Source organism: Mycobacterium sp. 2YAF39 (assembly GCF_052114565.1).
GTDB lineage: Bacteria > Actinomycetota > Actinomycetes > Mycobacteriales > Mycobacteriaceae > Mycobacterium.
This window is the reverse complement of sequence record NZ_JBFREZ010000010.1, coordinates 133,496-155,968: the sequence shown is the minus strand read 5'-3', so window position 1 is coordinate 155,968 and position 22,473 is coordinate 133,496. Positions and strand designations below refer to the sequence as shown.

Sequence of the window (22,473 nt, the reverse complement as noted above, 5' to 3'; positions counted from 1 at the left end):
GGTGGGTCGAGGGACTGTGATCGTCAACGTCATCGGCCTCGTGCTCGCAGTCCTCATCGCGGTCTTCCTCTTCGCCGCCCTCCTCTTCCCCGAGAGGTTCTAGTGAGTACCACCACCGCGGGGATACTCTTCCTCGCCTCCCTCATCATCGGCCTCGCGGTCGTCCACGTGCCGTTGGGCGACTACATGTACCGGGTCTACTCGACCGAAAGGCACCTGCGCGGAGAGCGCATCGTCTACCGGCTGATCGGCGCCGACCCCAAGGCCGAACAGACCTGGGGTGCCTACGCCCGCAGTGTGCTCGCGTTCTCGGCGATCAGCGTGCTGTTCCTGTTCGTCCTCCAACTGGTACAGGGCAAGCTGCCGTTGCACCTCAACGATCCCGGCACCCCGATGACCCCGGCGCTGGCCTGGAACACGGCCGTCAGCTTCGTGACCAACACCAACTGGCAGGCCTATTCGGGTGAGTCGACGCAAGGCCACCTGGTGCAGATGGCCGGCCTGGCGGTGCAGAACTTCGTCTCCGCGGCGGTCGGCATGGCCGTGGCGATGGCGTTTGTTCGGGGACTGGCGCGGCGCAACACCAGCGAACTCGGCAACTTCTGGGTCGACCTCGTTCGCGGCGCCATTCGAATCCTGTTGCCGCTCTCGGTGATCGGTGCGCTGATCCTTATCATCGGCGGCACCATCCAGAACTGGGACGTGCACACCCTGGTCGCCAACACGCTGACGGGCGGACAACAGACAATCACCGGTGGCCCGGTCGCCAGCCAGGAAGCCATCAAGCTGCTGGGCACCAATGGCGGCGGATTCTTCAACGCCAACTCCGCGCATCCCTTCGAGAATCCGACCGCGTGGACCAACTGGGTCGAGATCTTCCTGCTGTCCTGTATCGCGTTCTCGCTGCCGCGCACCTTTGGCCGCGCGGTCGGCAGCGGCACGAAGGGCCGCAATCAAGGACTAGCGATCGTCGCGGTGATGTCCGTGATCGCGGCGATCAGCATGACGCTGATGATGACCTTCCAGGTGCAGGCACACGGAACCGTCCCGACCGCCGTCGGTTCGGCGATGGAAGGCGTCGAACAGCGTTTCGGCGTACCGGATTCCGCGGTGTTCGCCGACCTGACGACGCTGACGTCGACCGGCGCGGTCGACTCGTTCCACGACTCCTACACCAGCCTCGGCGGCATGATGGCGCTGTTCAACATGCAGCTCGGCGAGGTCGCACCTGGCGGCGTCGGTTCGGGCCTCTACGGCATGCTGGTGCTGGCGATCATCACCGTATTCGTCGCGGGGCTGATGGTCGGCCGTACGCCGGAGTACCTCGGCAAGAAGATCACCCCGCGTGAGATCAAGCTCGCGGCAACCTATTTCCTCATCACACCGCTGATCGTGCTCACAGGCAGCGCAGTCGCTATGGCCATGCCGGGCCAAAGGGCGAGCATGCTGAACACCGGGCCGCACGGGCTGTCAGAAGTGCTGTACGCGTTCACGTCCGCCGGCAACAACAATGGCTCGGCGTTCGCGGGTATCTCTGTCAACACCGATTGGTACAACACCGCACTCGGTTTGGCCATGGTGTTCGGCCGCTTCCTGCCGATCATCTTCGTGCTGGCACTCGCCGGTTCATTGGCAAAACAGGGCAAGACGCCCGACTCCGTCGGCACGCTGCCGACGCACCGGCCGCAGTTCGTCGGCATGGTCGCCGGTGTGACGTTGATCCTGGTCGCATTGACCTTCCTTCCCATGCTCGCGCTGGGACCTCTCGCTGAAGGAATCCACTGAAATGCCTGCACCCACCATCGACCCTGCTGCACCTACACAGCCCAAGCAGGACGCGCCGAGTCGTGTTCAGGGCGGTCTGCTCGACCCGAAGATGCTGTGGAAGTCGATGCCCGATGCGCTGCGCAAGCTCGACCCGCGCACGCTGTGGCGCAACCCGGTCATGTTCATCGTCGAGATCGGCGCCGTGTGGAGCACGATTCTCGCGATCACCGAACCGTCGTGGTTCGCATGGCTGATCGTGGTCTGGCTGTGGCTCACGGTCATCTTCGCGAACCTGGCGGAGGCTGTCGCTGAGGGCCGCGGCAAGGCGCAGGCGGAGTCGTTGCGCAAGACCAAGACGGCCACCATGGCGCGCCGTCTCGTTGGCTGGGCGCCAGGAACGCCGGGACGTGAAGAACAGGTCGCCGCGCCGCTGCTGCAACAGGGCGACATCGTGGTGGTCGAGGCCGGCCAGCCCATCCCGGGTGACGGCGATGTCGTGGAAGGCATTGCCTCGGTGGATGAGTCGGCGATCACCGGAGAATCGGCACCGGTGATCCGGGAGTCCGGCGGCGACCGCTCGGCAGTCACCGGCGGCACCACCGTGCTCTCCGACCGCATCGTCGTCAAGATCACCCAGAAGCCTGGTGAGAGCTTCATCGACCGGATGATTGCTCTCGTCGAGGGCGCCAACCGCCAGAAGACGCCCAACGAGATCGCGCTGAACATCCTGCTGGCGTCGCTGACGATCATCTTCGTCTTCGCCGTCGCGACCCTGCAGCCGTTGGCGATCTACTCCAAGATCAACAACCCCGGTGTTGCGGATTCGTTGGCACTCAACGGGAACGGCGTCAGCGGCATCGTGATGGTGGCACTGCTGGTCTGCCTCATCCCGACCACGATCGGCGCGTTGTTGTCGGCCATCGGCATCGCCGGCATGGATCGCTTGGTGCAGCGCAATGTGCTGGCCATGTCGGGGCGCGCGGTGGAAGCGGCCGGCGATGTCAACACCCTCCTGCTCGACAAGACCGGCACCATCACGCTGGGCAACCGCCAGGCCGCGGCCTTCGTGCCCGTCGACGGGATTACCGCCGACGCGCTCGCCGACGCCGCGCAACTGTCCAGCCTCGCCGACGAAACGCCGGAAGGGCGGTCGATCGTCGTGTTCGCGAAGCGGGAATACGGTCTGCGCGCACGAACACAAGGCGAACTGGCGCACGCGACATGGATCGAATTCAGTGCGACGACAAGGATGTCCGGTGTCGATCTGAATGGCCACATGCTGCGCAAGGGCGCGGCGAGCACGGTCGCCGAATGGGTGCGCTCGCAGGGCGGCGCGGTGCCGACGCAACTCGGTGACATCGTCGACGGCATATCCGCCGCCGGTGGCACCCCACTGGTCGTCGGCCAGGTAGTCGACGGCTCCGATTCAAAGGAAGCCGAGGTCCTCGGCGTCATCCACCTCAAGGACGTCGTCAAACAAGGTATGCGGGGACGCTTCGACGAGATGCGCCGCATGGGCATCCGCACGGTGATGATCACCGGCGACAACCCATTGACTGCCAAGGCCATTGCCGACGAGGCCGGTGTCGACGACTTCCTCGCCGAGGCCACGCCGGAAGACAAGATGGCGTTGATCAAGAAGGAGCAGGCGGGCGGCAAGCTCGTCGCGATGACCGGCGACGGCACCAACGATGCGCCCGCGCTCGCGCAGGCAGACGTCGGCGTCGCGATGAACAGCGGCACCTCAGCGGCCAAAGAGGCAGGCAACATGGTCGACCTCGATTCCGACCCGACCAAACTCATCGAGATCGTCGAGATCGGCAAGCAGCTGCTCATCACGAGAGGTGCGTTGACGACCTTCTCGATCGCCAATGACATCGCGAAGTACTTCGCGATCATCCCGGCGCTGTTCGTGGCGCTGTTCCCTGGCTTGGATCTGCTGAACATCATGCGGCTGCACAGCCCGCAGTCGGCGATCCTGTCGGCGGTGATCTTCAACGCGTTGGTCATCATCGCGCTGATCCCGCTGTCGCTGCGGGGAGTTCGGTATACGCCGGCCAGCGCGTCGAAGTTGTTGAGCCGCAACCTCTACATCTACGGCCTCGGAGGAATCATCGCGCCGTTCATCGGTATCAAGCTGATCGATCTGATCATCCAACTCTTTCCCGGAATGTGAAAATGAAACTCTCTAGTCTCGTTCGTCAACACTGGGCGGCGCTGCGTGCGCTGCTCGTCCTCACCGTCATCCTCGGCATCGCCTACCCGGTGTTCATCTGGTTGGTGGCACAGATACCAGGCCTCAGCGGCAAGGCCGACGGTTCGCTCATCGAGGTGAACGGAAAACTGATGGGCAGCAGCCTGATCGGTCAGTCGTTCACCAACGCCGACGGCAACCCTCTCCCGGAGTATTTCCAGAGCCGACCGTCGGCCGCCGGCGAGGGCTACGACACGCTGGCCACCAGCGCGAGCAATCTGGGGCCGGAGAGCATCGTCGACACACCCGATAAGCAGAGCCTGCTGACCTTGGTCTGCGAGCGCAGCGCGGCCGTCGGTAAAGCCGACGGTGTCGACGGCTCGCGGCCGTTCTGCACGGGCGGCGGTGTCGGCGCGGTGCTGTCGGTCATCGGCCCGCGCGATGCTCGCGGCAACGTCGTCCACCCGACGCGGGTAGTCAGCGTCAACGAGCCGTGTGACACCACCCAGACCCCGTTCCTCGATACCTACGAAGGTGTCCGCGTGGAATGCGCCAAGTCCGGCGAGGACTACGGCATCGGTCAGATCGTGCCGATCCGCGGCAGCGCCCCCGCCGATCCGGCGGTGCCCGCCGACGCGGTGACGGCCAGCGGAAGCGGCCTCGACCCGCACATCTCGATCGCCTACGCAGACATTCAGGTGACGCGGGTCGCGGCCTCGCGCGGCGTGTCCCCCGAACAGGTCCGTGAGGTGGTGGCCACGCACACAGACGGCCGGTTCCTCGGGTTCTTCGGCGAACCCACGGTCAATGTGCTCGAGCTCAATCTGGACCTCGACCAGAAGTATCCGGCAAAAAGCTGATGTGACCAGTGGATGATGGGCTTGTGACCGATCGGCCCGGCGCCCCGAGGAAGCGCGGTGAGCTGCGCATCTACCTGGGCGCCGCACCCGGTGTCGGCAAGACCTACGCGATGCTCGGCGAGGCGCACCGCCGGCTGGAGCGAGGCACCGACGTGGTCGCCGCGGTGGTGGAGACACACGGCCGCAAGAAGACCGCCGACCTGATCGAGGGCATCGAGACGGTGCCACCGAAACTCATCGAATACCGCGGCAAGCAGTTCGCCGAACTCGACGTCGAGGCAGTCTTGCAACGCGCACCTCAAGTCGTCCTCGTCGACGAATTGGCGCACACCAACACCCCGGGCAGTAAGAACCCCAAACGGTGGCAGGACATCGGCGAACTGCTCGAGGCCGGGATCATGGTGATCTCCACCGTCAACGTCCAGCACCTCGAGAGCCTCAACGACGTCGTCACCCAGATCACCGGCATCGAGCAGCAGGAGAAGGTGCCCGATGAAATCGTGCGCGCCGCCGACCAGATCGAGCTCGTCGACATCACACCGGAAGCCCTGCGACGCAGACTCGCTCACGGCAACGTCTACGCGCCGGAGCGGATCGACGCGGCGCTGTCGAACTACTTCCGCAGGGGCAATCTGACGGCGCTGCGCGAACTCGCCTTGCTATGGCTGGCCGACCAGGTCGACGCGGCGCTGGAGAAGTATCGAGAAGACCATCAGATCACCGCTACCTGGGAGGCCCGCGAGCGCGTCGTCGTCGCGGTCACCGGAGGCCCCGAGTCGGAAACCCTGGTGCGCAGGGCATCTCGCATCGCATCGAAGTCAAGCGCCGAACTGATGGTCGTGCACGTCGTTCGTGGCGACGGCTTGTCGGGAGTCTCGGCGCCACAGATGGGAAGGGTGCGGGAACTGGCGGTGAGTCTGGGCGCCACCCTGCACACCGTCGTCGGCGACGACGTGCCAAGCGCACTACTGGATTTCGCCCGGGACGAGAACGCCACCCAGCTGGTCATCGGAACCTCGCGACGGTCCCGCTGGGCCAGGATCTTCGACGAAGGCATCGGCGCGACCGTGGTCCAGCAGTCGGACTCAATCGACGTCCATATGGTGACTCATCCCGAAGCCCGCCGGGGGTCGGCGTGGACACGAATGTCACCTCATCAACAACATCTCACCTCCTGGCTGGCCGCGGTCGTCGTCCCTTCCGCTGTCTGCGCGGTCCTCGTTCTCGTGCTGGACCCGCTGCTCGGGGTCGGCGGCGAGAGTGCCCTGTTCTTCGTCGGCGTACTGGTGGTTGCGTTGCTCGGGGGCGTCGCCCCGGCCGCGCTGTCGGCTGTGCTGTCGGGTCTGCTGCTCAACTACTTTCTGATTGAACCCCGGCACACGCTGACGATCTCCAATCCCGACAACGCGATCACCAGTGTGGTGCTGCTTGCCGTCGCGGTCGCGGTGGCGGGACTGGTCGACAGTGCGGCCAAACGCACTCGCGAGGCCAGACGCGCATCGCAGGAGGCTGAACTACTCGCACTCTTCGCGGGCTCGGTGCTCCGAGGGGCAGATCTCGACACGCTGCTGGAACGCGTGCGGGAGACGTATTCCCAACGCGCCGTGAGCATGTTGCGGATTACCGGAGGGAACTCGGAGGGCCAGATCGTTGCCTGCGTCGGCGACAACCCATGCGTGGACGTCGACACCGCGGACACCGCGATCGAGGTCATCCCCGAGAACTACGGCCAGGAATTCTGGATGCTGATGGCGGGGCGCAAGCTGCCCGCCCGTGACCGCAAGGTCCTCACCGCCGTCGCGAACCAAGCTGCGGGACTGGTCAAACAACGAGAGCTCGCCGAGGAAGCCGGTAAGGCCGAAGCGATCTCGCAGGCCGACGAACTGCGGCGCTCGCTGTTGTCAGCCGTCAGCCACGACCTGCGCACTCCCCTGGCGGCCGCCAAGGCCGCGGTATCGAGCCTGCGCAGCGACGACGTCGACTTCTCGGCCGAGGACACCTCCGAGCTGTTGGCGACCATCGAAGAGTCGATCGACCAATTGACCGCGCTCGTCGGGAATCTGCTGGACTCGTCGCGGTTGGCGGCCGGGGTGCTGAAGCCGGAGTTGCGCACGGTGTATCTGGAGGAAACGGTGCAACGGGCACTTCTCGGGATCAGCAAGGGAACCACCGGTTTTCGGCGGCACGGTCTGGACCGCGTGAAGGTCGACGTGAGCGATACCGTGGCGATGGCGGACCCCGGCCTGCTGGAACGGGTGTTGGCCAATCTCATCGACAATGCACTGCGGTATGCCGCGGACAGCCCGATTCGGGTGACTGCCGGCCGAGTCGGCGACCGGGTGTTGATCGCCGTCGTCGACGAGGGTCCCGGTATTCCGCGCGGAACCGAATCACAGCTATTCGCACCGTTTCAACGACTCGGCGATCAGGACAACAGCATCGGTGTTGGACTTGGACTTTCGGTTGCACGCGGGTTCATCGAGGCGATGGGCGGCACGATCTCGGCGACCGACACCCCCGGCGGCGGGCTGACGGTCGAGATCGACTTGGCGGCGGCATCGTGACGACGAAGACCAGGGTGCTCGTCATCGACGACGAACCGCAGATCCTGCGGGCGCTGCGGATCAACCTGTCCGTGCGCGGATACGAAGTGTTCACGGCGGCCACCGGTGGTGAGGCACTCAGGACCGCCGCCGACCACCGTCCCGACGTCGTCGTGCTGGATCTGGGGCTGCCCGACATGTCCGGTATCGACGTGCTCGGCGGGTTGCGTGGCTGGCTGACCGCACCCGTGATCGTGCTTTCCGCGCGCACCGACTCCTCGGACAAAGTCGAAGCGCTCGACGCCGGCGCCGACGACTACGTCACCAAACCGTTTGGCATGGACGAGTTTCTGGCCCGGCTGCGGGCCGCGGTGCGTCGCGCCGCAGCAGCATCGGAAACCGACGAACCCGTCATCGAAACGTCGAGTTTCACCGTCGACCTGGCCGCCAAAACGGTGACCAAGAACGGCGCCGAGGTGCATCTAACCCCCACCGAGTGGGGCATGCTCGAAATGCTGGTGCGCAACCGGGGCAAGCTCGTCGGTCGCGAGGAACTCCTCAAGGAAGTGTGGGGTCCCGCCTACGCCAAGGAAACCCATTATCTACGGGTGTATCTGGCGCAGCTGCGGCGCAAACTGGAGGACGATCCGTCCCACCCGGTGCATCTGCTCACCGAGGCGGGGATGGGCTACCGCTTCCAGCAATAGCTTTCACCGAAGCCGTGGCCTCATGCGCTCGGTTTCGATGTCTACGCTCTGCGAAAGATCGTCGATGAGGGCCCGGGCATGCCTGATCAGCCCGTCGACATCGATGCCATGACGCGCGGGGCGGCCCTCCTCTAGGTGTTCTGCGGCTCTGGCCAAGACGCCCGCCGCCCCGGCGGTGTTCCCGCGCTGGACATGCGTGATGCCGACTGCGAGCTGAGCCAGCCCCTGCCACATCCCGCGCTCGTCATCGGGTGCGCTCTTCCACGCCGCCTCGAGCACCTCATGGGCATGAAACGCCAGCCCACGGTCGAGTAAGTCCTGCGCATACTTCAGCGATTCGGCCGGAGACAGATCCAGATCGTCGGGGATACGCGCGACGCCCTCGCTGCCGTGCGGTAGCGGGCGTCCCAGCGCGTCACGCGGTCGACTGTTGCGCGCGTTGCCGAACTCGTCGCGATCGCGGTCAACCACAAGGGCTCAGTCTAGTTGCGTGCGACGCTCCGCAAGGGCCGCCAACCGCCACGTGCATTCGCGGTTGCGGGGAAACGCCGCCGCCAGCGCCAGGCGACGTGGAATCAGGTTGAGCGGGCCACCCACCGGCACCTCGGCCATCTCGATGCGGCACCCATCGGCAGTGTCGTGCAGCCGCAACGTGATCCGCGCCTGGCCGAACGGCCGGGTTCGGGCCAGCAGAACGAGTTCCTCCTGCGGCGTGCAGGATTCGACGACGGTCTCGTCATTGATGGCAATCGGCCATATCCCGATGGTGTGGTGGATCTTGCTGCCGACCGCGGGCCAGTCAGGCTCGACGGCACGCATACGGCTGTTGCCGACGACCCATTGCGAGTAGGTCCAGCCGTCGGCGACCACGTCCCACACCTGCTGGCGGGTCGCAGTGGTGTCGCGCTTGACCGTCAGTGAGCTTTCGATTGCGGCGGGTCCTTGAGCCATGCTGGCGGGCTACCCGCAGTCGACGCCACCAAACCCCGAGTGGGCAGCACTGCACCAAGAGGTCGCCCCTCTGGTCATCCACGTGACAATCGTCGAGCCTGGATACTTCCGCACCGATTTCCTCGACGCGTCGAGCCTGGAGACGGAGGCGAACATCATCGACGACCACGCTGAAACCTCAGGCGCCACACGCGACGCACGCAGGAGATGTGAACCACGCTCGGCCGGGCGACCCGGTGAAGGCCGCCGCGGCGATCGTCGATCTGGCGTCATCGCCGGAGCCCCGCTTCGCATCCAACTTGGACGCGATGCGTTCGCCGGCGTCGCGCAAAAACTCGAGTCCGTCGCACAAGAGCAACAGGCCTGGCGGGACGTGGCGGTCTCGACTGACCACGACGACGTCGCGGCAGCCGCTCAGGACTGAACGGTTTCCTCCGCCAGCACGATCAGCTTCTTCCGGACCAGGTCCGGCCTCTCGTCGACCACGAAGTGCGTGGCGTCGACCGTCTCCAGCGTGTAGTCGTCAGCGTTGGCGGTCTCGGGCGACACCATGGACAACGACACGGCTGCGTCACCCTCACCGAAGAGCACACGGATCGGCAGGGTGGCGCGCCGCGTCTCGGGATTTCTTGCGGCCGAGGGTAGTTCGCGGGTCAGGAAGGTTCGATACGTGTCGCGGCCCGCGCGGGCACTCACCGGGTTGCGGAAGCTGTCGCCAAACACCCGCCGCACCTCGGGATCCATGTCGGACCCGATGCGAAGAATAACTTTCTCCACGAAACTGGTGCGAGTCATCAACGAGACTCCGACGGTCGCGAGTGGGATCTGGTAGTACAGCTTCCACAGATGCGGCAGCACTTTGGCCGGTTTCTGCCACGGGTGCGCCATGTTCATCGCGAGATAGCCGTCGAACCGCTCGGGTGCCCGCAGGATCAGCCGGTACCCGATGTAGGCGCCCCAGTCGTGGCCGACGAGGAGGACTCGGTCGAGCCCCATCGCGTCGATTAAGGCAAGAACGTCTGTGGCGACGTCCTCCTTGGCCCAGCGGTGCAGCGGCGGTCCGGACCAGCCGTAGCCGGGCAGGTCGGGTGCGATGATGCGCAGCCCGGGCGGGGGGTCGGCCAGCAGGTCGCGCCACTCCCAGTGGTGCTGCGGCCACCCGTGCAGCGCGATGACGGGGCGGCCGTCGGTTGGCCCGGCTTCGGTGACGTGGAAGCGCACCCCGTTGGCTTCGACGAACGACCGGCGGACACCTTCGATCGGGGGCGGTTCAGCAGTCATAAATCGGACTATTCCAGACCGCGACCGCGCTACGGTGCGGGGTATGGGCGGCTATCGCGAACTCTTCGACGCCAGCATCTCCGATCCGACGGCGTTCTGGGCGGACGCCGCCAAGGCCGTTACGTGGATCCGCGAGCCACAACAGGTGCTCGACGACTCCAATCCGCCGTTCTACCGGTGGTTTCCCGACGGCGAGATGAATACATGCGCCAACGCGCTGGACCGTCACGTCGCCGGCGGGCAGGAGCGATGGGCCCACGCCCGAAGGGCAGGGGACGACTCGGGGTTCAGCTGGGGCGGGCGAGCCGATCAGCCCGCACTGATCTACGACTCTCCCGTGACCGGCTCGGCACGCACCTACACCTATCGCGAGCTGCTCGACGAGACGGCGCGCTTTGCGGGCGTGCTCCGGAGCCTGGGAGTCGACAAGGGCGATCGGGTGGTGATCTACATGCCGATGGTGCCCGAGGCGGTGATCGCGATGCTGGCCTGCGCGCGACTTGGCGCCATCCACTCGGTGGTGTTCGGCGGGTTCGCCGCACACGAACTCGCGGCCCGGATCGACGACGCCCGCCCGGCCGTCGTCGTGACCGCGTCGTGTGGAGTCGAGCCGACCCGGACCGTCAACTACAAACCGATGCTCGACGCCGCGCTGGACATCGCCGAACACGGCACGCCCGCATGCGTGATCCTGCAACGCGAACAGCAACCGTGCCAGCTGGTCGAGGGCCGCGACCTGGACTGGCACGAACTCATGAAGGACGCCGCGCCCGTCGACCCGGTGCCGGTGGCAGCCACCGACCCGCTGTATGTGCTCTACACCTCCGGCACCACCGGCAAGCCCAAGGGAATCCTGCGCGACAACGGCGGACACGCGGTCGCGCTGCTGTGGAGCATGCGCCACATCTACGACACCGAACCCGGCGACATCTATTGGGCCGCTTCAGATGTCGGCTGGGTGGTGGGCCACTCCTACATAGTGTACGGGCCGCTGCTGCTCGGTGCGACGACCGTGCTCTACGAGGGCAAGCCCGTCGGCACCCCCGATGCGGGCGCGTTCTGGCGGGTGGCCGCCGAGCACGGGGTCAAGGCGATGTTCACCGCGCCGACGGCGATCCGGGCGATCAAGAAGGAAGACCCCGAGGGTGAGCACCTGGCCAAGTACGACCTGTCGGCGCTGAAGTACCTGTTCCAGGCCGGCGAACGCCTCGACCCGGCCACCTACCACTGGGCATCGGAGCGGCTCGGCATTCCGGTCGTCGATCACTGGTGGCAGACCGAGACGGGCTGGTCGATCGCGGCCAATCCGATGGGTGTCGAAGCGCACGGCATCAGGCCGGGCTCGGCGACCGCGGTGATGCCCGGATACGACCTGCGGATCCTGCGCCCCGACGGATCGGAATGCGATGCGGGAGAAGAGGGTGCGATCTGCGTGCGGTTGCCACTGCCGCCCGGCACCCTGCCGACGCTGTGGGGCGACGACGACCGGTACATCGCCTCATATCTGTCGGCCTTTGCCGGCTACTACCTCACCGGCGACGGCGGCTACGTCGACGAGGATGGCTACCTGTTCGTGATGGGGCGCACCGACGATGTCATCAACGTTGCCGGACACCGGTTGTCGACGGGTTCGATCGAGGCGGTGCTGGCCACCCACCCCGCGGTCGCGGAGTGCGCGGTGATCGGTGTCGCCGACGAGATCAAGGGGCAGGTGCCGCGAGGGCTCGTCGTCCTCAAGGCGGGCGCCTCGGCAGACGGGCTGACCGAGGAGCTCGTCGCCGCGGTACGCGAGAACATTGGCGCTGTCGCGTGTTTCAAGGTCGTCGATGTCGTCTCGGCATTGCCCAAGACCCGCTCCGGCAAGATTCTGCGTAAGACCATGCGTGGTATCGCCGACGGCCACGACGAGCCGGTGCCGTCGACCATCGAGGATCCGGTGGTGCTCGACGCGCTCAAACCCATTCTGCAGGACTAAGGGTCAGCGTCTTCCGGCCAGCTGACGCTTGAAACCCTCGTCAAAACGGCGATACGTGCTGCGCAGATCGTGGCCCGGCCAGTCCTCGATATCCAGCTCGACAGGTAGAAGCGGGTCGAGTTGGAGATGCCGGACGACGGTGATGGACAGCGCGAACAGGTAGATGAAGTCTTCGGCGTCGACGGCTTCGACATCCAACTCGTCACGCATCGCGACAGCAAGTCGCCGCGCGTCGGCCGCCCAATCTTCGAGGCTGAAAAGGGATTTCACGATCTGGGCGGGAACGTCGGTGGCAGCGCCGTGGAAGTGCACGCACTGACGGTCCAGCACGGCGCGTAGCGTCGGCAGGCGCGACGGGTCCAGGTTGTCCGGGCGAATCCACACACCCTCGCGCAATTCGGCCAGGTGCAATGCCGTCGCGGCCTTGCGCAGCGCGAGCCTATCGGCCGCCGAGCGGCGGTCAAGCGAAACGACCGCCAATTCCCATGTGCCGTCCCACGGTAACGCGGTGTCGTCGAACCGGGCGGCCTCGTCGACGCGCTGCCGTCGTTCGAGCAACGGGCCTGCGAGCGTATAGATGCCGTCATCGCCGGCGAGTTCGCCGTTGGACACCATGCGCCACAGGCAGGTGCGGACCGCGCCGTCGCTGATACCGAACAGTGAACCTATCCCGACGAGCTCCCCCACCGTGAGATGCGGCTCGTCAGCGCCAAGCAACGCCGTCGCGAGGACGGATCGTGCGCTCAGCGTCCGATCGCCGATCAGGTCGGCGACGCGGGCGCGAGACGCCGTCGGCACCTACGACCCCAGCCAGGGCTCACGCCAACCCGGTTGTCCGGCACAGAGTTTCGCCGCGTCCTCCGGCCCCCACGATCCAACCTCGTACGGCTGTACCGGCGGCGGATTGTCGATCAGCGGTTGCACGATGCGCCAGGTCTCCTCGACTCCGTCCTCGCGCGCGAACTGCGTGGAGTCACCACGCATCGCATCGGACAGCAGCCGCTCGTAGGGCTCGGGCGCCTCACCGAGTTCCGAGGCGAAGATCAGCGACAGATCCACGCACCGGGTGCGGTTCGCGCCGGGCTCCTTGACCTGAATGATCAGATCGGTGCCCGGCTTGGGATCGATGCGCAGGACGAGTTCGTCGGGATCGTGGGTCTGTTCGGTGATCGGCAACCTTGGCGGACGCTTGAAGATGACGCGGATTTCGGTGGCCCGCACCGGAAGTGCCTTACCGGCCCGCAGAAAGAACGGGACGCCCGCCCACCGCCAGTTGTCGATCTCCAGCCGCAGCGCGGCGAACGTTTCGGTCTGCGAGTCGGGCTTCACCCCTTTGATGGAGCGATAACCGTCGTATTGGCCACGGACATAGTGTTCGGGTTGGATCGAGGGAATCGCCTTGAACACCTCCGCGCGTTTATCGCGCAGCCCGTCGGCGTCAGCCGTGCTGGGCGGCTCGGCGGCGAACAGCCCGATCAGTTGCAGCAGGTGGTTCTGCACCACGTCCCGCAGCGCGCCGACCGGGTCGTAGAAGCTTCCGCGGTCGTCGACCCCGAAGTTCTCGGCCATGGTGATCTGCACGCATTGGATCCGGTCGCGATTCCACAGCGGCTCGAATATCGAATTGGCGAACCGCAGGAACATGATGTCCATCGCCGGTTCCTTGCCGAGGAAGTGGTCGATGCGGAAGATCTGCCACTCCTCGAGCACGGCGCGCAGCTGAGCGTTGAGCGCCCGGGCGGACTCCAGGTCGTGGCCGAAGGGCTTTTCCACCACGACCCTGGCCCGCGACGTGAGGTTGGCGTTCGACAGGCCCTCGACGACGCGCCCGAACAGCGACGGCGGTATCTCGAGATAGAAGACGGGCGTGTGCTTGCCCTCGATCGCCTTGGCCACCCGCTCATAGGTTTTCGCGTCCGCGAAATCGCCCGACACCATCGACAGGCGCTTGGCGAAACGCGCGAACACGTCCTCGTCGAGGGACTCGCCGCTGGCCTCGATCGCCTGGCGGGCATGATCGCGCAGGGTCGCCACCGACCAGTCGTCCAGCGCGACGCCGACGATCGGGCAGTCCAGCAGCTTGCGGCGTTCGAGCCGGTACAGCGAGCGGAACGTCATCTTCTTGGCGAGGTCCCCGGTGATGCCGAAGATGACCAGTACGTCCGCCGGGGTGGTCGCCGGTTCGGTCACGATGCCCCTACTTCTTCTCGGCGTGGCCGCCGAATTCGCTGCGCATGGCGGACAGGATCTTGTCGGTGAACTCACCGAGCTCGCGTGAGGAGAACCGCTCGAACAGCGATGTGGTGATCACGGGCGCGGGGACCCCTTCGTCCACGGCGGCCAGCACCGTCCAGCGGCCCTCACCGGAGTCCGACACCCGGCCGGTGAAGTCATCGAGCTCCGGTGAGCGTGCCAGTGCGTCGGCGACGAGGTCCACCAACCACGACGACACCACCGATCCGCGCCGCCAGACTTCGGCGACTTCGCCCACGTCGATCGAGTATTCGTAGGCCCACGGATCACGGAGCGGAGTGGTTTCCGCGTCGACCGTGCGGTTGACCTTGCCCGCATCGGCATGCTTGATGATGCTCAGGCCCTCGGCGATGGCGGCCATCATCCCGTACTCGACTCCGTTGTGAACCATCTTCACGAAATGCCCTGCGCCGCTTGGCCCGCAGTGCAGATACCCGTCCTGTGCGGTGCCGCCGGTGCGCGTGCGGCCCGGTGTCGCTTCAGCGCAGCTGCTCCCGGGCGCGATCGTCTTGAAGATCGGGTCGAGGCGTTCGACGACCTCGTTCTCGCCGCCGATCATCAGCGCGTAACCGCGGTCGAGCCCCCACACCCCGCCACTGGTGCCACAGTCCACGTAGTGAATGTTCTTCGTCAGCAGGCTCTTGGCGCGGGTGATGTCGTCGCGGTAGTAGGAGTTGCCGCCGTCGATCACCGTGTCGCCCGGTTCCAGCACCTCCACCAGCTGATCCAGCGTCGAGTCCACCACCGCGGCAGGCAGCATCAACCACACCGCCCGCGGCTTCTCGAGTTTCTGGACGAAGTCGCTCAGCGAATCGGCACCGGTGGCGCCCTCGCCCGCGAGCCCCGCCACCGCATCGGCGTTCATGTCAAAGACCACGCACCGATGCCCGTCGCGCATGAGCCGTCGCACCAGGTTGGCACCCATGCGGCCGAGACCGACCATTCCCAGTTGCATCGGCGAATCCGTTGACATGTCTCTCCTCGTCGTCGTGCCGTCACATCATTTGCGAAATCCGTGTAGAACCCATGATGCTATCTCACGAGTTCGTTGACACGTAGCGATCGGAGTGTGATACTTCCGAACTATGGCCACTCCGACACGGGCGTCGGTCGCTCACGATCTCGCGGATGATCGGGACATCGCTCGCCGCATCCTGGCGCATATCGACGCAGGCACGACCGACGAAGGCGCCTCCTGGCGCGAGCCAGTCAAAAACTATGTGGACCCAGCCCGATTCGCCGCTGAACTCGAGGTGCTGCGCTCGTATCCAAGCGTGTACCTGCCGTCGGCGGCGCTGCCCAAGCCGGGCGACCACGTCGAACGGGACACCTTCGGCGTGCCACTGTTCGCGGTACGTGGGCGTGACGGCAGGGCACGGGTGTTCCGAAACGCGTGCAGACACCGCGGTATGGCCCTCGTCGAAGGGCCGGGATGTGCGCAGGCGTTGGTGTGCCGGTATCACGGCTGGACCTACCGGCTCGACGGCGCGCTGTCACACGTCCCGCACGCGGAGGCTTTCCCCGACCTGGACGTGGCCGACCGCGGACTCGTCGAGGTCGAGAGCTCAGAAGTCGACGGGCTGATCGTCATCGGCCCGCTGACGTCACCGAGTCCGCATGCGGACGCCGCGATGACGGCCCTGGCCGACGGCAGTCCGTGGCGCGACAAGTTGATGCCTGCGACGCGGCTGTTCACTGCGAGACCCGCAGCGAGGGCCATGAACTGGAAGGTTCTCGTCGAGCAGTTCCTCGAGGGCTACCACATCCGGACCACGCACAAGGACACGTTCTATCCGCTGCAGTACGACGACCTCAACGTCGTCGAGATGTTCGGGCCCAACAGTCGGATCACGTTCCCGTACAAGAACATCGAGCGCCTGCGCGACCGTCCTGAAGAGGAGTGGACGGTGGATCACCGGGTGACCTACGTCTATCACCTGTTCCCGAACGTCATGGTCGCGACGTTCCCCAACCAGGTGCTGGTGATCACCATCGACCCGGTCGACGTCGACCACACCACCGTCACGATCTATGCCATGGTCACGCCCGAAGTCGACCGCAGGATGTCCACGGATCGAGAAGCCGCGGCGGGTGCGCGCAATCTCCTCAACGACGGCGGCGTGGAGGACAACGAGATGTCGGAGGGCGTGCAGCGCGGATTGCGCGCCGGAGCCAACGAATTCGTGGAATTCGGCATGCACGAAAGTGCGATCGGGCATTTCCACGCCACGCTCGACGAGCGACTGGCGGCCCGATGACCGACTACGAGCACCTGCTCTACGAGCGGCGCGGACCGGTCACGGTCATCACGATCAACCGGCCCGAGCGCATGAATGCCATTGGCCCGCAGACCCATCGAGAGCTCGTCGACGCGTGGGGCCACTTCCGCGATGACGATGACGCCCTGGTCGGAATCCTCACTGGTGCGGGTGACGACGCCTTCAGCGCGGGCGGCGACCTGAAAGCCGCACTGGCAGGTGAACTCGAGATCGACGCCTCCCCGGCCGACGGTGTGCTCGGCCCGTCGCGATGGACCGATGTCTACAAGCCCACCATCGCAGCCGTCAACGGTGTCGCCTACGCGGGCGGCCTGGAGTGGGCGTGCTGGACAGACCTCGCGATCGCCGACGAGCACGCCACGTTCGGGGTCACCTGCCGGCGCTGGAACATCGGGCTGGCCGACGGCGGCACGCAGCGCCTCACCCGCATCCTGGGATACCGAAGGGCCGTCGAGCTCATCATCACCGGACGGGTGATCGATGCCGCCGAAGCGCACCGCATCGGCCTGGTCAACGAGGTGGTCCCGCGCGGAACCAGCGTAGCCCGGGCCCTCGAACTGGCCGGCACCATCGCGGCGCTGCCCCAGCCTGCGCTGCGCACCGACCTGGAGGCCGCCCGCAGCGGGCAGGGCCGGCCACTCGAGGACGGCCTGCGCATCGAAGCGCAGTGCTTCAGCCGCTCGATCGTCGAACCCGAAACCTTCGACGGGCTGCGGCGGTTCAACGAACGCGACCACCCCGACCTGGCCCGCACGCGCTAGGCCGCAGCGTAGGTCGCTGTTTTGGCCGGTGCGCTCGCCCACGGTCCTAACCTCGGTTACGGTCTTGGCGTGGCAACTCCGACGGTGCCGATCGACTACGCCGAGAAGCGGGCGTCCGATTCGCTACAGGCAGCGTATTTCCGCCGCGCCCTGGTGGATCAGCGGGCTCTGATCACGACCGAGATCGTCAGACAGACGCGAAAATTGAACGGGCTGTCCACCAGAACCGATGCCGTGGCCATCAGCCGGCTGCGCCGCGATATCCGCACCAACGAAGCCGAATGCCGCGACGTCGACCGCATGATCCAGGCGCTCGACCACCGGTTCGCGTCGCTCTGGTCTATCCAGTAGCTCCCAACGTCACTGCCGTTCTGGAATCCACGGTGATCGGCAACTGTTTGAGCTCTGCCACCGCATTGCGCTCGACGAATAGCGGGATGTAGTCGCGCACCGGTCGGCCGTCGTAGCGGGCGTGGATCTCTTGAACCACCCACAACACGGTCACCGGGTCGAGGGCCGGGAAACGGTCGATCAGGCGCGCCACCACCTGATCGATCGGTTTCCTGCCCTCGAGCAGGTGGTTAAGGCCACCCTCGTCGACCAGCCGATCGCCGACGTGTTCAACGACGTGTCGTTCATGCTCGCCCACCCTGCGGCATTGACCGACCCGGCTCTGGTCGACCGAGCGATCGCCGTCACTTCGCGATTCGGCGCCTATGCTCAAACGGTGCTCGAAGCACTGCTGTGGGGAGCCGTCGCGGCATCGTCGTTGATCCTCGGCGCACTGGCCGGTGTCCTACGCGACTGGAACACCAAACTCGTCGGCCTGGTGCTCGGCTTCGGCGCAGGCGCTCTGGTCGCGAGCATCTCATTTGAACTGGCCGAAGAGGGTTTTCGGCTCGCCGGCGCCCTCGCGGTCGCGTTGGGGCTGGCCGCGGGTGCGATCGTGTTCTACGCCGCCGACCGCGCGATCGACCGTCGGGCGGCCAACAGTGCTTCTGGATTGGCACTGCTCTTAGGCGCGCTGCTGGACGGCATACCGGAGCAGGCGGTGCTCGGCATCGGCATCGCCGACGGTCACGGCGTCAGCCTGTCACTGTTGATCGCGATATTCGTGTCGAACCTCCCCGAGGCGATCGGCTCGGCAACCGATATGAAGGCCGGTCACCGCGGGCCGGGGCGGATCATGCTGGTGTGGACCACCGTTGCGGTTCTCTGCGTGGCAGCGACGCTCGTCGGCTACCAACTGCAGGAGATCGCCGGAGCGCAATTGCGTGGCGGGATCAACGGGTTCGCCGCCGGGGCCCTGCTGGTGATGCTGGTCGGGTCGATGATCCCGGAGGCCACGCAAAAGGCAGGCGAGAAGGCGGGTTTGGCAGCGGTACTGGGTTTCGCGGTGGCGGCCGGGCTGTCGCTGGCGGCCTAAATCACAAAAGGGAGAGGGCGATGCCGTCGAGAATGTCGTGCTCGCTGACCACCAGCTCGTCGATACCCGACCGCCGGCCCAGCGCGTACGCCAGTTCCTCGACGATGATCGCTCCCCCGCCGATGACGTCGACCCGGCCCTCGTGCATCGGACCCAGCGCAGCGCGCTGCGCACGCGTCATCGCGATCAGCTCATCGCAGACGGGCAGCAGATCGCTGAAAGCACAGCGGGACAGATGGATTGCCTCGGGATCGTACGTCGTCATCTTCTGCGCCAGCGCCGAAACCGTCGTCATCGTGCCCGCCACTCCGACCCAGGTGCGTGCACGTTCGACGGGAACCACGCCGAACGCCTGCCCCAGCCCGTCGCGAACAACCTCACGCGCCGCCGCTATTTCGACGGCCTTCGGCGGGTCGGACTGCAGGCAGCGCTCGGTCAGCCGCACGCATCCGATGTCGGCAGAAAAGCTTGCCTCCACATCGTCGACTCCGAGCACCACTTCGGTTGAACCACCGCCGAGGTCGACGACCACGAAAGGACCTGAGGTCGTGTCCAATTCGTTGACCGCCCCACGGAACGACAGGGCGGCTTCCTCCGTGCCGGTGATCACCTCGGCCACCGCACCCGGCACCGCCGCCCCGAGAACCTCCGCCGTCATCGCGAAGAACACGTCGCGGTTCGATGCGTCGCGGGTCGCGGACGTCGCGACCATCCGCACCGTCGGCACCTCGTGTCTGCGTAGCAATTCGGCGTAGTCGACCAGCGCGGCCCGGGTGCGGGACAGTGCGTCGGGCGCAAATTGCCCGGTCGCGTCGACCCCCTGGCCCAGCCGCACGATCCGCATCTCGCGATGTACGTCGGACAGCTTTTCCTCCACGACGTCGGCGATCAGTAGCCGAATCGAGTTGGTGCCGCAGTCGATGGCGCCGACCCTGCTCATACGCTCCACGTCCCCTTCTCCAGAATTCCCGCCATCGCCGGTTCGGCCGCCAGCACCCCCAGCGCCTCGTCGCCGAACGGGTTGGTTCCCGGCCCCTTGGCCAGCGAATGCGCGATCACCACGTGCAGGCACTTCACCCGGTCGGGCATACCGCCGCCGGAAAACGTTGTGCCCAAAGGCTCTATCGCGTCACGCTCGGCGAGGTAGGACTCGTGCGCTCTGCGATATGCGGCCGCCAGTTCCGGGTCGTGCTGCAGGCGCTCGGTCATGTCCCGCATCATCCCCGAGGACTCCAGCCGGCTGGCTGCCGCGGTCAGCGCAGGATGCGTCAGGTAGTACAGCGTCGGAAAGGGCGTGCCGTCAGGCAATCTCGGTGCCGTCTTGACGACACCGGGCTCACCGTTGGGGCACCGGTAGGCGATCTCCAGAACACCGCGAGGTTCCCGACCGAGCTGCTCGGCCACCGCCCCCAGATCAGCCTGCTCAACCACCGGGCGGCGGTGCACTGCTCGGGCCGGAAGGACCAGGCGCAGGAGGAGCTTCTGGTCCCGGCGGGGCGGGCGGCGGTGGCGGCGCGACACCGTACGGCGCATCGGCGATCGTGCCCCACAGTGCCGTGTACCAGGGCTGGTCTGGATCCGAGGTGACCGCTTCCGCGCCGGGCGGCACGGGCACCGCAGCCCCTGGGGGAAGCTGCACCTGGTACGGAATCTCCCCGGGCATCACGAATCCGAGGCGTTCACGCGCTTGCGCCGCGACGAACACCGGGTCGGCCAGCTTGATCTTCTGCTGCTCGAGCTCGGCGATCTGCGCGCGCAGTTGTTCCTCGGTGGCCTTCAGTTGTTTCATCTCGGTGCGCTGCCCGAAGTAGGTGCGCACCGGTCCGGCGATGGTGAGTGTCAGCACGCAGACCACCGCGGCCAGGATCGCGGCGCGCCGCGCCGCCGACCCGAACCGTTGCTCGGACTGCTGTTCTGCCGCCACCGCAATGGATTTGCGGATCGAGTCCGCGGTGCCCAATGACTCAGGGGTTTCCGAAGTCTCAGCAGACTCGACGGACTCTGCCTCGGGCGCGGTCCGCGGTTCGGTGACGCGAGGCTCACGACGAACTGGCGACGCGCCGCGCGGGCGGCCCCGTGCTCCCTCGGACTTACCCGACTTCCCTGGTCGAGAAGTGGGGGATCGCCGCTTCGGGTCGGGCCGCTTCGCTTCTGGCACGGGCTATTTGGTCTCCACCGAATAGCGCGGGAACGCCAGGTCGCCCGCATACCGGGCGGCGTCGCCGAGGGTCTCCTCGATGCGCAACAACTGGTTGTACTTGGCGACGCGCTCGCTGCGGGCCGGTGCGCCGGTCTTGATCTGACCACTGCCCACGGCGACGGCGAGATCGGCGATCGTGGTGTCCTCGGTCTCGCCGCTGCGGTGGCTCATCATCGTGCGATAGCCGCTGTAGTGGGCGAGCGCCACCGCGTCCAGCGTCTCGGTGAGCGTGCCGATCTGGTTGACCTTCACCAGAAGAGCGTTGGCCGCGCCCCGCTCGATACCGTCCTCGAGACGTTCGGGGTTGGTGACGAACAGGTCATCGCCGACGAGCTGGACGCGGTCACCGATCGCCGCGGTCAGTGCCACCCAGCCGTCCCAGTCGTCCTCCGACAGCGGATCCTCGATCGACACCAGCGGGTACGAATCCATCAGCCCGGCATAGAAATCGATCATCTGCATATCGGTACGGGTTTCCTTCTCGAACTTGTAACCCGTTCCATCGGTGAAGAATTCGGTTGCCGCAACGTCGAGCGCCAGTGCGACCTCGGAGCCGGGCTTGTAACCGGCTGCCTCGATGGCCACCAGGATCAGATCCAGCGCGGCCTTGGTGCCTGCGACGTCGGGAGCGAACCCGCCCTCGTCGCCGAGACCGGTGGACAGACCCTGCTTCTTCAGGACCGCCTTCAGCGCGTGGTACACCTCGGTGCCCCACCGCAGTGCCTCCTTGAAACTGGCGGCGCCGATCGGGGCCACCATGAACTCCTGGACGTCGACGCCGGTGTCGGCGTGTGCGCCGCCGTTGAGGATGTTCATCATCGGCACCGGAAGGATGTGTGCGTTGGGTCCGCCGATATACCGGAACAGCGGCAGCCCCGCGGATTCGGCCGCCGCCTTCGACACGGCCAGCGACACGCCAAGGATGGCGTTGGCACCGAGCCGGGATTTGTCCGGGGTGCCGTCGAGATCCAGCAGGGCCTGATCGACGAGCCGCTGGTCGTCGGCACTCAGCCCGATGACAGCGGGTGCGATCTCGTCGAGCACGGCCTCCACGGCCTTCTCGACGCCCTTGCCGCCGTAGCGGGAGCCGCCGTCGCGCAGCTCGACCGCCTCGTGTTCACCGGTGGATGCACCCGAAGGCACCGCGGCCCTGGCGAAAGTACCGTCCAACAGGGCCACCTCGACCTCGACCGTCGGGTTGCCACGGGAATCGAGGATCTCGCGGGCTCCGACCTGCTCGATGATGGGCACTTGCGCCTCCGTGGTCTGGAATGGG

At 66.2% G+C, this 22,473-nt stretch carries 23 protein-coding genes; 12 read left to right on the top strand and 11 right to left on the bottom strand.

Translation table 11 applies throughout. From position 1 onward, the window contains the following. The first annotated feature begins 1 nt into the window (after window position 1). Genes kdpF through AB4Z42_RS24670 form a run of 6 tightly spaced genes read left to right on the top strand, consistent with a single transcriptional unit; the run spans window position 2 to window position 8,071 of the window. Window positions 2–103 (top strand): K(+)-transporting ATPase subunit F, encoded by a 102-nt coding sequence (gene kdpF / locus AB4Z42_RS24695; RefSeq protein ID WP_442011862.1) that lies wholly within the window; start codon window positions 2–4, stop codon window positions 101–103. Continuing rightward, window positions 103–1,785: a potassium-transporting ATPase subunit KdpA gene (kdpA, locus tag AB4Z42_RS24690; protein WP_442011861.1), complete on the top strand. Its 1,683-nt coding sequence runs from the start codon at window positions 103–105 to the stop codon at window positions 1,783–1,785. The genes kdpF and kdpA overlap by 1 nt, the downstream gene beginning before the upstream one ends. Before the next feature lies 1 nt (window position 1,786). Continuing rightward, the gene (kdpB, locus tag AB4Z42_RS24685) at window positions 1,787–3,943 is read left to right on the top strand and encodes a potassium-transporting ATPase subunit KdpB (protein WP_442011860.1); all 2,157 of its coding nucleotides are present in this window, start codon (window positions 1,787–1,789) and stop codon (window positions 3,941–3,943) included. Between the two features lie 2 nt (window positions 3,944–3,945). Next, complete coding sequence (locus tag AB4Z42_RS24680) at window positions 3,946–4,821, top strand: potassium-transporting ATPase subunit C (protein WP_442011859.1); 876 nt, start codon at window positions 3,946–3,948, stop codon at window positions 4,819–4,821. Between the two features lie 8 nt (window positions 4,822–4,829). Next, window positions 4,830–7,385 carry a DUF4118 domain-containing protein gene (locus AB4Z42_RS24675; protein WP_442011858.1) on the top strand — a complete coding sequence of 852 codons (2,556 nt, stop codon included), beginning with the start codon at window positions 4,830–4,832 and terminating at the stop codon, window positions 7,383–7,385. After that, on the top strand, window positions 7,379–8,071 hold the full coding sequence (locus tag AB4Z42_RS24670; protein ID WP_442011879.1) for a response regulator: 693 nt from the start codon (window positions 7,379–7,381) through the stop codon (window positions 8,069–8,071). The genes AB4Z42_RS24675 and AB4Z42_RS24670 overlap by 7 nt, the downstream gene beginning before the upstream one ends. Window positions 8,072–8,074: 3 nt before the next feature. Here the strand turns inward: AB4Z42_RS24670 and AB4Z42_RS24665 are convergent, their stop codons facing one another. Together AB4Z42_RS24665 and AB4Z42_RS24660 are read right to left on the bottom strand one after the other, a co-directional pair. After that, on the bottom strand, window positions 8,075–8,542 hold the full coding sequence (locus AB4Z42_RS24665) for a DUF309 domain-containing protein (RefSeq protein ID WP_442011857.1): 468 nt from the start codon (window positions 8,540–8,542) through the stop codon (window positions 8,075–8,077). Window positions 8,543–8,548: 6 nt separating this feature from the next. Beyond that, window positions 8,549–9,022, bottom strand: a complete 474-nt coding sequence (locus AB4Z42_RS24660) for an SRPBCC family protein (RefSeq protein WP_442011856.1) — start codon at window positions 9,020–9,022, stop codon at window positions 8,549–8,551. Window positions 9,023–9,104: 82 nt separating this feature from the next. Between AB4Z42_RS24660 and AB4Z42_RS24655 the strand changes: the two genes are divergently transcribed. Then, the gene (locus AB4Z42_RS24655; protein ID WP_442011855.1) at window positions 9,105–9,446 is read left to right on the top strand and encodes a hypothetical protein; all 342 of its coding nucleotides are present in this window, start codon (window positions 9,105–9,107) and stop codon (window positions 9,444–9,446) included. Here the strand turns inward: AB4Z42_RS24655 and AB4Z42_RS24650 are convergent. After that, a complete protein-coding gene (locus AB4Z42_RS24650) occupies window positions 9,437–10,303 on the bottom strand; it encodes an alpha/beta fold hydrolase (protein WP_442011854.1) in 867 nt (288 codons plus the stop codon). The genes AB4Z42_RS24655 and AB4Z42_RS24650 overlap by 10 nt on opposite strands. 43 nt (window positions 10,304–10,346) lie before the next feature. On the opposite strand from AB4Z42_RS24650, the gene AB4Z42_RS24645 reads away from it, so the two are divergent. Beyond that, the gene (locus AB4Z42_RS24645) at window positions 10,347–12,278 is read left to right on the top strand and encodes a propionyl-CoA synthetase (RefSeq protein ID WP_442011853.1); all 1,932 of its coding nucleotides are present in this window, start codon (window positions 10,347–10,349) and stop codon (window positions 12,276–12,278) included. A gap of 3 nt (window positions 12,279–12,281) precedes the next feature. Here AB4Z42_RS24645 and AB4Z42_RS24640 read toward each other — a convergent pair whose 3' ends face one another. The 3 genes from AB4Z42_RS24640 to gnd are packed head-to-tail and all read right to left on the bottom strand — an operon-like array spanning window position 12,282 to window position 15,486. Then, complete coding sequence (locus tag AB4Z42_RS24640; protein WP_442011852.1) at window positions 12,282–13,076, bottom strand: PaaX family transcriptional regulator C-terminal domain-containing protein; 795 nt, start codon at window positions 13,074–13,076, stop codon at window positions 12,282–12,284. Continuing rightward, window positions 13,077–14,468 carry a glucose-6-phosphate dehydrogenase gene (gene zwf / locus AB4Z42_RS24635; RefSeq protein WP_442011851.1) on the bottom strand — a complete coding sequence of 464 codons (1,392 nt, stop codon included), beginning with the start codon at window positions 14,466–14,468 and terminating at the stop codon, window positions 13,077–13,079. It abuts the gene before it with no gap. A gap of 7 nt (window positions 14,469–14,475) precedes the next feature. Next, entirely contained in the window at window positions 14,476–15,486 is a 1,011-nt protein-coding gene (gene gnd, locus AB4Z42_RS24630) for a phosphogluconate dehydrogenase (NAD(+)-dependent, decarboxylating) (protein WP_442011878.1), read from the bottom strand. Between the two features lie 130 nt (window positions 15,487–15,616). Here gnd and AB4Z42_RS24625 point away from each other — a divergent pair, with 130 nt between their 5' ends. The 3 genes from AB4Z42_RS24625 to AB4Z42_RS24615 all read left to right on the top strand — a co-directional run bounded on the left by AB4Z42_RS24625 (window position 15,617) and on the right by AB4Z42_RS24615 (window position 17,922). Beyond that, the gene (locus AB4Z42_RS24625; RefSeq protein WP_442011850.1) at window positions 15,617–16,789 is read left to right on the top strand and encodes an aromatic ring-hydroxylating oxygenase subunit alpha; all 1,173 of its coding nucleotides are present in this window, start codon (window positions 15,617–15,619) and stop codon (window positions 16,787–16,789) included. Then, a complete protein-coding gene (locus AB4Z42_RS24620; protein WP_442011849.1) occupies window positions 16,786–17,571 on the top strand; it encodes an enoyl-CoA hydratase-related protein in 786 nt (261 codons plus the stop codon). Before AB4Z42_RS24625 ends, AB4Z42_RS24620 begins: the two co-directional genes overlap by 4 nt. Before the next feature lie 69 nt (window positions 17,572–17,640). Beyond that, window positions 17,641–17,922: a hypothetical protein gene (locus tag AB4Z42_RS24615; protein WP_442011848.1), complete on the top strand. Its 282-nt coding sequence runs from the start codon at window positions 17,641–17,643 to the stop codon at window positions 17,920–17,922. Here the strand turns inward: AB4Z42_RS24615 and AB4Z42_RS24610 are convergent. After that, window positions 17,912–18,118, bottom strand: a complete 207-nt coding sequence (locus tag AB4Z42_RS24610; RefSeq protein ID WP_442011847.1) for a three-helix bundle dimerization domain-containing protein — start codon at window positions 18,116–18,118, stop codon at window positions 17,912–17,914. The two genes, AB4Z42_RS24615 and AB4Z42_RS24610, sit on opposite strands and share 11 nt — an antisense overlap. A gap of 30 nt (window positions 18,119–18,148) precedes the next feature. Between AB4Z42_RS24610 and AB4Z42_RS24605 the strand changes: the two genes are divergently transcribed. Then, window positions 18,149–18,997 (top strand): ZIP family metal transporter, encoded by an 849-nt coding sequence (locus AB4Z42_RS24605; RefSeq protein ID WP_442011846.1) that lies wholly within the window; start codon window positions 18,149–18,151, stop codon window positions 18,995–18,997. Window position 18,998: 1 nt separating this feature from the next. On the opposite strand, the gene AB4Z42_RS24600 is transcribed toward AB4Z42_RS24605, so the two are convergent. Genes AB4Z42_RS24600 through eno form a run of 4 tightly spaced genes read right to left on the bottom strand, consistent with a single transcriptional unit; the run spans window position 18,999 to window position 22,448 of the window. Further along, complete coding sequence (locus AB4Z42_RS24600; protein ID WP_442011845.1) at window positions 18,999–19,937, bottom strand: Ppx/GppA phosphatase family protein; 939 nt, start codon at window positions 19,935–19,937, stop codon at window positions 18,999–19,001. Further along, window positions 19,934–20,428: a DUF501 domain-containing protein gene (locus AB4Z42_RS24595; RefSeq protein WP_442011844.1), complete on the bottom strand. Its 495-nt coding sequence runs from the start codon at window positions 20,426–20,428 to the stop codon at window positions 19,934–19,936. The genes AB4Z42_RS24600 and AB4Z42_RS24595 overlap by 4 nt, the downstream gene beginning before the upstream one ends. After that, a complete protein-coding gene (locus AB4Z42_RS24590; RefSeq protein WP_442011843.1) occupies window positions 20,421–21,155 on the bottom strand; it encodes an FtsB family cell division protein in 735 nt (244 codons plus the stop codon). Before AB4Z42_RS24590 ends, AB4Z42_RS24595 begins: the two co-directional genes overlap by 8 nt. A gap of 3 nt (window positions 21,156–21,158) precedes the next feature. Beyond that, entirely contained in the window at window positions 21,159–22,448 is a 1,290-nt protein-coding gene (gene eno, locus AB4Z42_RS24585) for a phosphopyruvate hydratase (RefSeq protein ID WP_442011842.1), read from the bottom strand. Between the last annotated feature and the right edge of the window lie 25 nt (window positions 22,449–22,473).